This is a genomic window from Kribbella sp. NPDC051718, assembly GCF_040681515.1.
Classification (GTDB): domain Bacteria; phylum Actinomycetota; class Actinomycetes; order Propionibacteriales; family Kribbellaceae; genus Kribbella.
Genome location: NZ_JBFAYZ010000006.1, coordinates 206477 through 218865, shown reverse-complemented (window position 1 = coordinate 218865; position 12389 = coordinate 206477). Strand labels below are relative to the sequence as shown.

Below are 12389 nucleotides of genomic sequence, written 5' to 3'. Positions count from 1 at the left end.
CGGCGGCGGATCCGTGCTGACGTTCATCCACAGGCTGTCCCGCTCGACAGGAGGTACTCGGCTCAGCCAGGAGTGTTGGGCGCTGCTTGAGCGTTGGGATCTGGGCGAAGCAGCGAGTACGTCCTGTCGAGCGGGACACAACGGCGAGGCTGCGGACGGCGGAGGCGTGGGGATTACAAGGCGAGGGTGTGCTGGAGGACCATGGCGGCGGCTCCGTGGAGGGCTGCTTGGTGGGCGGTGTGGGAGGGGGCTACCCGCAGGTGGGTTGTGGCTAGGGGCAACGATCTGGCGTAGATGGTTTCCCGGATGCCGGCCAGGAGGTGGTCGCCTGCTTGGGAGAGGGAGCCGCCGATCACCAGGACTGACGGGTTGATCAGGCTGACGCAGGCGGCCAGGACGGTGCCGATCTCGCGGCCGGCTTGGCGGACAGCTTGGGTGGCGATCGGGTTGCCGGCGCGGACCAGGTCTACTACCTGCTGGCTGGTTTTGGTTCGTAGGCCGGTGGCTCTGAGCTGGGTGGCGATGGCGGCGGCGGAGGCGACGGCTTCCAGGCAGCCGGTGTTGCCGCAGCGGCAGAGTTCGGTGTGGCCGGGGGCTTGGATGTGGCCGATGTCGCCCGCCGCGCCTTGGGCGCCACGATGGAGGCGGCCGCCGCTGATCACACCGGCGCCGATTCCGGTGGCTACCTTGACGAACAGTAGGTGTTCGACGTCGGCGTACTGATTGGTGTGCTCGCCGAGGGCCATCAGGTTGACGTCGTTGTCGACCAGGACAGGGCAGCCGAACTCTTTCGTGAGCCGTCCGACGACGTCGTACGAATCCCAGCCGGGCATGATCGGTGGGTGGTTCGGGCGGCCGGTGCTGTGCTCGACCGGGCCGGGCAATCCGATGCCGACGCCGGCCAGGTCGTTGACCGAGCGCTTGGCGCGCTTGAGTAGGGCGCGGCCGGTGGTGGCGAGGGCGGTGAGGACGGTCTCGGGGCCTTCGGCGATGTTGAGGGCCGAGGTGGTGCTGTCGAGGATCGCGCCGCTCAAGTCGGTCAGCGCGACCGAGAGATGGGTCGCGCCGACGTCGGCCGCGAGCACCAACCGTGCCGACGGGTTGAACGCGAACCGGGCCGGCGGCCGGCCACCACTCGACGCCGCCTCGCCGGACGGTACGACGAAGCCCGCCGCGACCAGCTCCTCGAGCCGGCCGGTGACCGTCGATCGCCCGAGTCCGCTCAGGTCGATCAGCTCGGCACGGGTCCGCGGCTGCCCGTCGAGCAGCAGCCGGAGGACATCGTGGGCTGGACTCATTGACCGTACTTTCGTCGCGGACCGCCAGGCTTTTGCTTGACGGGGAACAAAAGTTCAACATAGCGTCGCCGTCATGTCCACCACAGCGCGCAAGCTCAGGGTCGGGATCGTCGGTGGCGGCTTCATGGGCCGCGTGCACGGGCGGTCGGCGCTGGTCGCGGGCGCGCAGATTGTCGGCGCCGTCGGTTCCAGTCCGGAGCGGGCCGAGGCTGCGGCGGAGGCGTCCGGAGCCGAGCGCGGGTTCGCGACGCTCGACGAACTGCTTGCCGCCGACATCGATCTCGTCCACGTCTGTACGCCGAACAACACGCACCTGCCGGTCACCCTGCAGGCGCTCGAAGCGGGCAAGCACGTGATCTGCGAGAAGCCGCTGGCCACCTCGGCCAAGGATGCGACCGGCCTGCACGCGGCCGCGCTGGAGGCCGGCCGGGTCGCGACGGTGCCGTTCGTCTACCGGTACCACCCGATGGTGCGCGAGTTGCGGACCAGGATCGCCGAGGGCGAGGCCGGGCAGATCACCAGCCTGCACGGGAGTTATCTGCAGGACTGGCTAGCCGGTGAGAATGACCAGAACTGGCGCGTCGACGACACCGCTGGTGGTCCGTCGCGAGCCTTTGCCGACATCGGCTCGCACTGGTGCGATCTGACCGAGTTCGTGACCGGTGACCGGATTGCCGATGTGAGCGCGCAGACTCGGACGATTCGGGCGAATCGCGGCGGGGTCGAGGTACGGACCGAAGATCTGGCGACTGCGCAGTTCCGTACTGCGGCCGGGGTTGTCGGGACTGTCGTCGTGAGCCAGGTCGCAGCCGGTCGGAAGAACCGTTTGTATCTGGAGGTATCGGGGACCGAGTCGAGCTTCGGGTTCGACCAGGAGGATCCGGATCGGCTGTGGGTCGGGCGACGCGCGGCGAGTCAGTTGCTGACGCGCGATCCGGACACCCTCAGCCCGCCTGCCGCGCGGATCAACCGGCTGCCGGCCGGTCATGCGCAGGGCTACCAGGACGCCTTCGATTCCTTTGTCGCCGACACCTACGCGGCTGCGCTGGACGGCGGCCATCCCGATGGTCTGCCCGACTTCGCCGCCGGTGCCCGCTCTGCCCATCTTGTCGACGCCGTACTGCGGTCCGCTGCGGCGGACGGCGCCTGGACCACTGTCGAAAACTGAACTGAGGAGCCTGCACATGCCACGCCCGATCACCCTGTTCACCGGTCAGTGGGCCGACCTGCCCTTCGAGGAGGTCTGCAGCCTGGCGTCCTCCTGGGGATACGACGGTGTCGAGATCGCCTGCTCCGGTGACCACTTCGACGTCCAGCAGGCGATCGACGACCCGGACTACATCGCCGGCCGGCACGAGATCCTGAAGCGGCACGGGCTGCAGGTCTTCGCGATCTCCAACCACCTGGTCGGACAGGCGATCTGCGACGACCCGATCGACTTCCGGCACCAGGCGATCCTGCCGTCGCGGGTCTGGGGCGACGGCGACCCCGAGGGCGTGCGGCAGCGGGCGGCCGAGGACATGAAGAACACCGCTCGGGCCGCGGCGAAGCTCGGCGTGAAGACGGTGATCGGCTTCACCGGGTCGTCGATCTGGCAGTACGTCGCGATGTTCCCGCCGGTGCCGGCCGTGCGGATCGAAGCGGGGTACAAGGACTTCGCGGATCGGTGGAACCCGATTCTCGACGTGTTCGACGAGGTCGGCGTGCGGTTCGCGCACGAGGTGCACCCGTCGGAGATCGCGTACGACTACTGGACCACGACGCTGACGCTGGAGGCGATCGGGCACCGCGAGGCGTTCGGGCTGAACTGGGATCCGAGCCACATGGTCTGGCAGGACATCGACCCGGCCGCGTTCCTGTGGGACTTCAAGGACCGGATCTATCACGTCGACTGCAAGGACACCCGGATGCGGGTCGGCGGCGGGCGCAACGGCCGCCTCGGGTCGCACCTGCCGTGGGGTGATCCGCGCCGAGGCTGGGACTTCTACTCCACCGGCCACGGCGACGTGAACTGGGAAGACTGCTTCCGCGTCCTCAACTCGATCGGCTACGAAGGCCCGATCTCGGTCGAATGGGAGGACGCCGGAATGGAGCGCAAGGTCGGCGCCGCCGAAGCCGTCAACACCATCCGCGCCCTGGCCTTCGACAAGCCCGAAGGCTCCTTCGACGACGCCTTCGCCACCGACAAGTAGTTTCTTTCAGATCTCCAGCTGTACTTCGACGATCCAGTTGCTCTGGTCGTCGCCGGCGGCCTCGAGGTAGTACTCGCGCCAGGTGAGTGTCGTGGGGGTTCGCTCAGTGGATTCAGCCCACTGGGCGAGCTCTTGGTATGCGGTGGAGATGGTGCTCATCGGTCCGTGGTGGACGACCGCGGCTACCTCGGCGGCGGGAAGTAGGTGGTCGTGGAGGCCGGGCACCTCGTGGCCCGCGAGTGCGTAGCCGGCGATGACCTGGACGGTGCTGGCGTCTGAGGACGGCTGGTAGCGGGCGATCGGTGTCGTGCGGTCCGCGCCGGCGGTCTCCATCGCGTCGGTGACTTGCTCGAACAGTGCTTGGACGACGGCGCCCGTCTGTTGGCGGCTGGCGTCCGGGGCGTCGGCTGAGAGGGCGGCGAGGGTGATGGGTTCGAGGTGTTTGGTTTCGACGGTCATCTGAGTCTCCTGCTCGATCAGTCGGAGTCTCGCCTTCACCCGGTCCAGCGTGTGCCGCTGCTGGCGTACCTGACGTTCCAGCTCGGCCTCGCGGAGGCGGAGCATGCCGTGCAGTTCCGCTGGGTCGACACCCTCGGACAGCAGTGGGCCGATCTCGTCCAGGTGGAAGCCGAGGCCTTTGAGGGCCAGTAGGCGGTTCAGCGTCGGCAGTTGGGCGAGCTCGTACGAGCGGCGCGCGGTGTGCGGGTCGACGTGGGCGGGGACGAGCAGGCCCAGGGCGTCGTAGTGGCGGAGCATGCGGGTGGTGATGCCGCCGAGGCGGGCGAATTCTCCGATGTTCATCATGGCCCTTTCAGTCAACGGCTTCACACAGTGTCAACTGCAAGGTGGGTGCAAGGGGTGGTGGTCTACTGGGGCGGACAGGTCTTCGGGGTAGAGGGAGTGGGCTGTGGAGTTGGACTGGGGTATCGGGGAGTACGAACCTACGGGGGAGGCGTTGCTGCCGATTTCTGAGGTTGTGGTGGGGATGTCGGAGCCGCTGGTGGGTAAGCGGGTTGTTGATTTGGGGACCGGGACGGGGAATGCGGCGCTGCTGGCGGCCGAGCTTGGGGCGGTGGTGACTGGGGTTGATCCGGCCGCGCGGCTGGTGGAGGTGGCGCGGAAGCGGGCTGCTGAGCGTGGGTTGCAGGCTGAGTTCCTCGTGGGTGATGCGGCCTCGATCCCGGTGGCGGACGGTACAGCCGAGCTGCTGCTGTCGGTCTTCGCGGTGATCTTCGCGCCGGATGCCGATGCGGCGATCGCCGAGATGACGCGGGTGACGGCGCCGGACGGGCTGATCCGGTTGACCTCGTGGGTGCCGGGCGGATCGATGATGGCGATCAACAACACTGCCGGCAAGTTCATGGCCGAGGTGTTCGGTGGCCCCAAGCCGGCTGACCCTGATGCGCCCAAGCCGCTTGCCTGGCACGACGAGGACGCTCTGCGGGAGGCCTTCGGGAGGTACGGGTTCGGGGCGGAGGTCGAGGTGCGTTCGATGAACCTCACCGGGGTGTCGGCCGAGGAGTACCTGGAGAAGTCGGCACAGCACCCGATGGCCGTGAGCGCGGCGCAGGCGTTGGCCTCGCGGCCGGATGGCGCTGAGTTGCAGGCCGAGCTCGAGCGGCGGCTGCTGGTCGCAGTACGGGAGATCAACGAGGACCCGGCGGCCTTCAAGGTCTCCAACCAATACGCGATCGTGACGGCCCGGCGCGGTTGATGTCGAAACCCGGCCGCCCGCTTCGTACTAGAGGTATGACGAAGATTCTGGTGGACGGACTCGGGTACGGCGAATCGGCGCGGTGGCACGACGGGCGGTTGTGGCTCGCGAACTGGGGGACCGGTGAGGTGCTCGCAATCGACGCGGACGGTGAGCGCGAGGTGATCGTCCGCGTGCCGCCGGAGACGATCCCGTTCTCGATCGACTGGACGCCCGACGGCACCTTGCTGGTGATCGCCGGCGCGACGCTCCTCCAACACAAGGATGGCGAGCTGGTCCCGTACGCCGACCTGAGCGGGCTGGCCGACCTGTTCAACGAGATCGTCGTCGACAGTCGCGGCAATGTGTTCGTCAACGGCGGCTGGTTCGACTTCAGCAAGCCCGGTGTGGTCGTCGTCGTGAGGCCGGACGGACAGGCCAGGCAAGTTGCCGACGGCATCAGGTTCGGCAACGGGATGGCGATCACGGCTGACGACTCCACGCTGATCGTCGCCGAGTCGTACGCGTGCCAGCTGGCCGCCTTCGACATCGCGGCCGACGGCAGCCTGTCCAACCGTCGCGTCTGGGCCGACCTCCCCGACGGTCATCCCGACGGCATCTGCCTCGATGCGGAGGGTGCGGTCTGGTACGCCGATGTGCCCGCGCAGCGGTGCGTCCGGGTGCGGGAGGGCGGCGAGGTGCTCGAGACGGTCGACCTCGATCGGGGCGCGTTCTCCTGCATGCTCGGCGGGACGGACGGCACCACGCTGTACATGCTCAGCGCCCAGTGGCGTGGGTTCGAGCACATGCTGAGCCCGGAACGCACCGGCCTGGTCTCAACTGTCGAGGTGAGCGTCCCGCACGCCGGCAGGCCGTAGTACGGCGGAGAAGGCCGCGATGCCCGTGGCCAGCAGCGTCACCAGGATGAAGGAGACGGTGAGGTTGCTGGCCTGGGCAATGCCGCCGATGACCGATGGGGCGATCAGGCCCGCGGTGTAGGTGACAGTGGCGACTCCGGCGATCGCCTGGCTGGCGTTGGGTCCGGTACGACCGGCAGCGGCGAAGGCGAGCGGTACCACCACCGCTACGCCCAGTCCCAGCAGGCCGAAGCCGGCTATCGCGACCAGTGGGTGGCCGGCCAGCACCACTAGTACGCCGCCGAGCGTGGCGACGGCCCCGCTGATCCGTACCGTCCGTACCGCGCCCCAGCGGTCGACCACTGCATCCCCGGCGATCCGGGCTGCAGCCATCGTCAGCGCGAAGCCAGTAGTGGCTGCTGCGGCCACACCGGCCGAGGTGGTCAGTACATCGCGCAGGTAGACCGCAGACCAGTCCAGGCTCGCGCCCTCGGCGAAGACGGCACAGAAGCCCACCGCACCGATCAGCCAGGCGGACTTGGGCGGCAGGGCGAAGCGTGGAGGCGCTTCCTCTTCCTCGGTCGGCTGCAGGTCGAGCACCCAATGGCAGGCCGTAGTACCGACCACCGTCAGTACGACCGCAGCGATCGCGTGGTGCAGTTGGGCGCTCACGTCGAGGTGGGCAGCCACTGTGCCGATCCCGGAGCCGATCAGCGTCCCCACGCTCCATATGCCGTGCAGGCCGGACAGGATCGACCTGCCCATCCGCTGCTCGACCTCGACACCCAGGGCATTCATGGCGACGTCGGCCATGCCCGCCGTCGCGCCGTAGACGAACAGTGCTGCGCACAGAGCCACCAGGTTGGGCGCGAGCGAGGGGAGCACGAAGGTGAGCGTGAAGAGCGCGATCAGTCCGCGTAGAGCGGTCCGGCTGCCGTAGCGGTGACTGATCCGTGCGGCGAGTGGCATCGAGAGTGAGGCGCCGATCGCGGGGAAGGCGAGTGCCAGGCCGAGCTGGCCGGGGCTCGCCGACGCGTGGTCCTGGATCCAGGGCACCCGGGTCGCGAACGATCCCGCCACTGAGCCGTGCACGCAGAAGACCGCCGCGACGGCGTACCGGGCCTGGCGGAGCTCGCTCACTGGGCGCCAACCTCACATTGGGTTCCACCATTCAAACATTCTGGTTGTTTGAATGAACATGCGGATGATAGTTTTACTCTGGTGAAGAGTACGGAACGGCAGCGGGTCATCGTCGAGCGTCTCAGGGCCGGGAGCCGGGTCGGGGTCGCCGAACTGGTGGCGGTGACGGGCGCCTCGGACATGACGGTCCGGCGCGATCTCGACTACCTCGCGGCGCAGGGTGTGCTGAAGCGCGTCCACGGTGGTGCGATCGCGGCCATGCCGACTGGCGTCGAACCGCCCTTCGCGGCGCGGTCGACCGCCGGCCTGGGGTCGAAGCAGGCGATCGCGCGGGCTGCGGTCGAGCACCTGAAGGACGGCGACACGATCGTGCTGGACAGCGGTACGACGGCACTCGAGGTCGCCAAGTTGCTTCGCGATCGCGCTGTCACCGTGATGCCGCTGTCGCTGCATGTCGCGCAGGAGCTCATCGATGCTCCGCGGGTACGGCTGCTGATGCCTGGTGGTGAGCCGAGGCCGGGGGAGTTGGCGATGGTCGGGCCGCTCACGCTGGCGTCGCTGCGGGCGTTGCGGTTCGACGTTGCCGTGTTGAGTCCCTGTGCGTTCAGTCTCGATGCGGGGATGACCGCTTTCGATCTGGGCGATGCCGAGGTGAAGCAGCAGGCGATGGCGGTGGCCACGCGATCGATGGTGCTGGTCGACGGCGCCAAGTGGGATCGGGCCGCGCTCGCGTACATCTGCCCGGCCGACCGTCCCGAGCTGATCATCACCGATTCCACTGCACCCGAGGAGTCCCGCACTTTGCTCGCGCAGCGCGGAGTACTGGTCGAGGTCGCCCACCTGGCAATGATTCAGTCAACTTCGGAAGGGCTCTCTTGAGCGTCGACACCGGCACCGCCGCGCCACCACGTGCGGCCCGGGTGGCCACTTGGATCTACTTCGGCCTGAACGGCTTCTCGGTCGGGATGTGGGTCGTGCACATCCCGAACGTCGAGCACGCGACCGGGATCTCGCACAGCACGCTCGGGTTGTTGCTGCTGGTCCTGGGTGGCGCTGCGTTCATCGGGATGCAGGTCGCTGGGCCGCTGGCGGATCGGATCGGTCAACGTCGGCTGGTGCCGGCAGCCGGCGTACTGCTGGGCATCTCGTTGTTCGGGCCGGGGCTGGCGCACAGTTGGTGGACGTTGGGGTTGACGCTGCTCGCCGTCGGTTTCGGGAACGGGTCGATCGACGTCGCGATGAACTCGCAGGCGGTGGTCGTCGAGCGGGCTTATCCGCGGCCGATCATGGCCGCGTTCCATGCGATGTGGTCGATCGGTGGGGCGTTCGCGGCGCTGATCGGCGCGGCGGCGTTGAAGGCGGACGTACCGACCGCTGTTTCTTTGAGCGTGTCCGGGGTGGTCGTCATCGTCGTCTCGCTGGCGGCTGGGCGGTTCCTGATCGAGGCACCTGCTGAGCCGGAGGCGGCTGCCGATGAGCCCGAGCGGGTTGCACCGCCGAGCAAGCTGGTGTGGAAGCTTGGTGCGTTGGCTTTCGCGCTGATGCTCGCCGAGGGTGTTGCCAATGACTGGGCGGCGCTGCAGTTCCGCGACGTCCTCGGTACTTCGACCAGTACCGCGGCCTACGCGTACGGCGCCTTCGCTGTCGCGATGACAGTCGGCCGCTTCTGTACGGACCGAGTCGCCGCTGTCGTCGGCCCCGCAGCCATCGTCCGGTACGGCGCCCTGCTCGCCGCCATCGGCCTAACCATCGTCATCGTGGTCCCCTGGGTGCCGCTCGCCCTGGTCGGCTGGGCCCTCTTCGGGCTAGGCCTCTCCGGCGGCGTCCCCCAACTCTTCACCGCAGCCGGCAACCTGGACACCCGCGCATCGGGAGCCCTGATGGCGAAAGTCGTCGGCCTAGGCTACGTAGGCCTACTAGCCGGCCCAGCCCTAATCGGCGGCCTGGCTCACTGGATGCCCCTCAACATCGCCTTCATCCTCCCCGTCGCCCTCTGCGCCATCACCGTCGCCTCCGCCTCGGTGATGAAGCGCTAACACCAACTCCGTACCCAAGGACAGGAAGTAGTCGCCAATCGGCGCCGTGCGCCATGCGGTTTGAGCGCAACATCGGCCCAGTCAGCCGCGGACTTCCTGTTGTTGAGTACGGGTGGCTTGCTGGGGTTGTCGGGTGAGGGCGTGTTCTAGGTCGGTCCATAGGTCGGTGGGGTGTTCTATGCCTACTGAGAGGCGGATCAGGTCTTTGGGGATGGTGGGGGCCTCGGCGGGCCAGCGGTGGCGGCGTTCGAGCATGGATTCGACGCCGCCGAGGCTGGTGGCGTGGACCCAGAGGGTGGTGGATTCGCAGACCTTTTGGGCGTACTCCGCGTCGCCGCCGAGTTCGAAGGCGAGGATGGCGCCGAAGCCGGACATCTGGGTGGAGGCGAGGGCGTGGCCGGGGTCGTCGGGGAGGCCGGGGTAGCGGACTCGGCTTACGCGGGGGTGTTCGAGGAGGCGCTGGGCCAGGAAGGCTGCGTTGGATTGGGCTCGCTCCAGGCGCAGTGCCAGGGTGCGGAGGCCGCGGAGGGCGAGGAACGCTTCCATGGGACCGGGGATCGCGCCATAGCCTCGGCGACGCGACTCCAGAGCGGTCCAGAGGTCGGAGGATGCGGTGACGAGAGCACCCAGTACTACGTCAGAGTGCCCGGCGATGAACTTGGTCGCCGAGTGCATCACGATGTCGGCGCCAAGAGACAGCGGCTGCTGCAGCAGTGGCGTGGCGAACGTGTTGTCGACGACAACCGTTGCCCCCGCAGCGCGACCGGCAGCGGCCAGAACGGGGATGTCCGCGACCTCCATAGCCGGGTTGGTCGGCGACTCGATCCACAGCATGTCCGCCCCGACCACTGCAGCCGACACCGCCGCAGTGTCAGTGATCGACACCCGCGTGACAGTCAGCCGCCCAGTAGCGGCCTGTTGATCCAGCAGAGCCAGTACGCCGCTATAGGCGTGCTGCGGCGTAACTACCCGCCCACCAACCGGCACCAGGTCGCAAACAGTCGCAGCGGCCGCCATACCGGAGGCAAAGGTCAGCCCGCGCCCACCCTCGAGCGCCCCGAGCGTCTCCTCGAGAGCGGCCCACGCTGAGTTGTCGAACCGCCCATACCCGCGATCCCCGCCCGCGATGTAGGTAGAGCTGAAAACCGGTGACTCACCCAGCGGAGCATCCGGTACCCGGGCAGGGCGGCCGGCGTGGACGACAACGGTCGAGGGGTCCAGGTCAGGCGTCATGCCTGCACTGTAGGCAGCGGGATCCCGCCACCGCGGAGCAGGCCCATGGCTTCGTGCGCCAGGTCCTTGACCTCGGTACCGTCCGGGTTGTCCACCCAGGTCTGCACGACGACCTCGATGATGTTCATGACCGCACCAGCAGCCAGCGCAGCCGTGAACTCCACCGAGTCACCCGCGAGCCGTCCGGCCAGTTCCACGGTCAGCTCGTTGCGCCAGCGCCAAGTCACCTCGGCCAGATGTGCACTCACCGACGCCGTCTGCCCGGCCAGCTCATACACGGCCCGGACCCGGTCGGGATTGCGCTCCAACTGGTCGAGCACCAACTCGATGACGCTCTGCAGGCCGTCCGGCAGATCCAGCTCGGCGGGCTGTTCGCGGAACCAGTTCAGCGCCCCGAACATGCTGTCCTCGACGAACTCCAGGACCAGCGTCTCCTTGGTCGGGTAGTACCGGTACAGCGTGCTCGGCCCGACCTCCGCGGCCGCGGCGATCTGCTCGACCGTCGTCCGGCCGAAGCCGTGGTCGGTGAACAGTTCGAACGCCTTGTCCGAGATCAGCCGGCGGGTGCGTTCCCGCTTCAGCTCCCGAAGCCCCATAGCCGTGCCCCTTGCTAGTACGTGCGGGCAGCGTAACGGATACCAACACGCCGACAGCTGATTTCAAATGGCAAACACAGTCATATGGTAGTTACTACCAAATTTTCTCGACGTTCAAACCATAGACAGCGAGGATCCTGCCGATGACCGACTTCCCGGCCACCCGTCCGACCGGCTGCCCGTTCGACCCGGCGAGCGGCTTCAGCAAGCTACGCGAGGCCGACGGCCCGACGAAGGTCTCCACCCCGGCCGGTGTCGACGCCTGGCTCGTCAGCCGGTACGACGATGTGCGAGCGCTCCTGCCCGACTCACGGTTGAGCTCAAGGTCGGCACCTTCGGCTCACGTAGTACCGGGGGCGGACCTCAACAGGGAGGTCGAGTCGGGGTCGATCCTGCAGACCGACGGTGAGCGGCACGCGTACCTGCGCCGCCTGCTGACCAGCGAGTTCACCGTACGCCGGGTGCAGGCGCTGCGGCCGCGGATCGTCGAGCTGGTCGAGGAGCACATCGACGCGATGCTGGCCAGCGGGGGACCGGTCGACCTGGTGCAGGCGTTCGCGCTGCCGATCCCATCGCTGGTGATCTGCGAACTACTCGGCGTCCCGTACGCCGACCGCAGCGAGTTCCAGGCGCGGAGCGCGATCCTCGTCTCGGTCGACCTGCCCGAGGACGAGATCATGCAGCCAGCGACGAGATCAACGAATACATGGCCGGCCTGGTGATGGCCAAGCTCGAGAACCGCGAGGACGACCTGCTGTCCCGCCTGATCACCCGGGCCGAGGACCAGGGAAACCCGCTGACCGTGCCCGAACTCGTCACGCTCGCTATCACCCTGCTGATCGCCGGCCACGAGACCACCGCGAACATGATCGGCCTGAGCACCCTCGCCCTGCTCCGTGACCCGGAGCAGCTCGACGCCCTGCGCGCCGACCCCGGGCTTGCGCCAAGTGCCGTCGAGGAGATGCTGCGCTACCTGACCGTCATCCAGTTCGGCTTGTTCCGCCATGTCATGGAGGACATCGAGATCGGCGACGAGACGATCCAGGCAGGCGAGTACCTGATCGCAGCGATCCAGTCCGGCAACCGGGACGAGAAGGTCTTCCCCGACCCGGACCGGATCGACCTGGCCCGCAAGGCCTCCCGGCATCTCGCCTTCGGGTTCGGCGCTCATCAGTGCCTTGGGCAACAACTTGCCCGGGTCGAGCTGCAGGAGGTCTACACCCGCCTCTACCGCCGGATCCCGACGCTGCGACTGGCCGTGCCGTTCGAGGAGATCACGTACAAGCACAACACCCTCGTGTACGGCGTGACCGCCCTACCCGTCACCTGGGACCGCTGACCTGG

At 67.8% G+C, this 12389-nt stretch carries 13 protein-coding genes; 8 read left to right on the top strand and 5 right to left on the bottom strand.

Annotated elements, in window-relative coordinates:
• Positions 1-173: 173 nt before the first annotated feature.
• Positions 174-1298 carry an ROK family transcriptional regulator gene (locus tag AB0M15_RS23630; RefSeq protein ID WP_363822884.1) on the bottom strand — a complete coding sequence of 375 codons (1125 nt, stop codon included), beginning with the start codon at positions 1296-1298 and terminating at the stop codon, positions 174-176.
• A gap of 73 nt (positions 1299-1371) precedes the next feature.
• Between AB0M15_RS23630 and AB0M15_RS23625 the strand changes: the two genes are divergently transcribed.
• Positions 1372-2466, top strand: a complete 1095-nt coding sequence (locus tag AB0M15_RS23625; RefSeq protein WP_363822882.1) for a Gfo/Idh/MocA family oxidoreductase — start codon at positions 1372-1374, stop codon at positions 2464-2466.
• A 16-nt stretch (positions 2467-2482) separates the two neighbouring features.
• A complete protein-coding gene (locus AB0M15_RS23620) occupies positions 2483-3490 on the top strand; it encodes a sugar phosphate isomerase/epimerase family protein (RefSeq protein ID WP_363822879.1) in 1008 nt (335 codons plus the stop codon).
• A gap of 6 nt (positions 3491-3496) precedes the next feature.
• Here the strand turns inward: AB0M15_RS23620 and AB0M15_RS23615 are convergent, their stop codons facing one another.
• The gene (locus tag AB0M15_RS23615) at positions 3497-4291 is read right to left on the bottom strand and encodes a MerR family transcriptional regulator (protein WP_363822872.1); all 795 of its coding nucleotides are present in this window, start codon (positions 4289-4291) and stop codon (positions 3497-3499) included.
• Positions 4292-4397: 106 nt separating this feature from the next.
• Between AB0M15_RS23615 and AB0M15_RS23610 the strand changes: the two genes are divergently transcribed.
• A complete protein-coding gene (locus AB0M15_RS23610; RefSeq protein WP_363822870.1) occupies positions 4398-5204 on the top strand; it encodes a class I SAM-dependent methyltransferase in 807 nt (268 codons plus the stop codon).
• Positions 5205-5239: 35 nt separating this feature from the next.
• A complete protein-coding gene (locus AB0M15_RS23605; protein WP_363822868.1) occupies positions 5240-6061 on the top strand; it encodes an SMP-30/gluconolactonase/LRE family protein in 822 nt (273 codons plus the stop codon).
• Here AB0M15_RS23605 and AB0M15_RS23600 read toward each other — a convergent pair.
• A complete protein-coding gene (locus AB0M15_RS23600) occupies positions 6020-7180 on the bottom strand; it encodes an MFS transporter (protein WP_363822864.1) in 1161 nt (386 codons plus the stop codon). The genes AB0M15_RS23605 and AB0M15_RS23600 overlap by 42 nt on opposite strands.
• 81 nt (positions 7181-7261) lie before the next feature.
• Here AB0M15_RS23600 and AB0M15_RS23595 point away from each other — a divergent pair, with 81 nt between their 5' ends.
• Positions 7262-8059 (top strand): DeoR/GlpR family DNA-binding transcription regulator, encoded by a 798-nt coding sequence (locus AB0M15_RS23595; RefSeq protein ID WP_363822861.1) that lies wholly within the window; start codon positions 7262-7264, stop codon positions 8057-8059.
• On the top strand, positions 8056-9216 hold the full coding sequence (locus tag AB0M15_RS23590; RefSeq protein ID WP_363822858.1) for an MFS transporter: 1161 nt from the start codon (positions 8056-8058) through the stop codon (positions 9214-9216). The genes AB0M15_RS23595 and AB0M15_RS23590 overlap by 4 nt, the downstream gene beginning before the upstream one ends.
• 81 nt (positions 9217-9297) lie before the next feature.
• Here the strand turns inward: AB0M15_RS23590 and AB0M15_RS23585 are convergent, their stop codons facing one another.
• Positions 9298-10449: a PLP-dependent transferase gene (locus AB0M15_RS23585; RefSeq protein ID WP_363822854.1), complete on the bottom strand. Its 1152-nt coding sequence runs from the start codon at positions 10447-10449 to the stop codon at positions 9298-9300.
• Entirely contained in the window at positions 10446-11045 is a 600-nt protein-coding gene (locus tag AB0M15_RS23580) for a TetR/AcrR family transcriptional regulator (protein ID WP_363822852.1), read from the bottom strand. The genes AB0M15_RS23585 and AB0M15_RS23580 overlap by 4 nt, the downstream gene beginning before the upstream one ends.
• Positions 11046-11188: 143 nt before the next feature.
• Here AB0M15_RS23580 and AB0M15_RS23575 point away from each other — a divergent pair, with 143 nt between their 5' ends.
• Together AB0M15_RS23575 and AB0M15_RS23570 are read left to right on the top strand one after the other, a co-directional pair.
• Positions 11189-11767, top strand: a complete 579-nt coding sequence (locus AB0M15_RS23575) for a hypothetical protein (protein ID WP_363822849.1) — start codon at positions 11189-11191, stop codon at positions 11765-11767.
• Positions 11752-12384, top strand: a complete 633-nt coding sequence (locus AB0M15_RS23570; RefSeq protein WP_363822846.1) for a cytochrome P450 — start codon at positions 11752-11754, stop codon at positions 12382-12384. Before AB0M15_RS23575 ends, AB0M15_RS23570 begins: the two co-directional genes overlap by 16 nt.
• The last annotated feature ends 5 nt before the right edge of the window (positions 12385-12389 follow it).

Coding starts and splice junctions, on each gene's coding strand:
- AB0M15_RS23580 (WP_363822852.1), bottom strand. CDS start 11,045: ATGGGGCTTCGGGAGCTGAAGCGGGAACGCACCCGCCGGCTGATCTCG.
- AB0M15_RS23630 (WP_363822884.1), bottom strand. CDS start 1,298: ATGAGTCCAGCCCACGATGTCCTCCGGCTGCTGCTCGACGGGCAGCCG.
- AB0M15_RS23605 (WP_363822868.1), top strand. CDS start 5,240: ATGACGAAGATTCTGGTGGACGGACTCGGGTACGGCGAATCGGCGCGG.
- AB0M15_RS23625 (WP_363822882.1), top strand. CDS start 1,372: ATGTCCACCACAGCGCGCAAGCTCAGGGTCGGGATCGTCGGTGGCGGC.
- AB0M15_RS23575 (WP_363822849.1), top strand. CDS start 11,189: ATGACCGACTTCCCGGCCACCCGTCCGACCGGCTGCCCGTTCGACCCG.
- AB0M15_RS23570 (WP_363822846.1), top strand. CDS start 11,752: ATGGCCGGCCTGGTGATGGCCAAGCTCGAGAACCGCGAGGACGACCTG.
- AB0M15_RS23615 (WP_363822872.1), bottom strand. CDS start 4,291: ATGAACATCGGAGAATTCGCCCGCCTCGGCGGCATCACCACCCGCATG.
- AB0M15_RS23585 (WP_363822854.1), bottom strand. CDS start 10,449: ATGACGCCTGACCTGGACCCCTCGACCGTTGTCGTCCACGCCGGCCGC.
- AB0M15_RS23620 (WP_363822879.1), top strand. CDS start 2,483: ATGCCACGCCCGATCACCCTGTTCACCGGTCAGTGGGCCGACCTGCCC.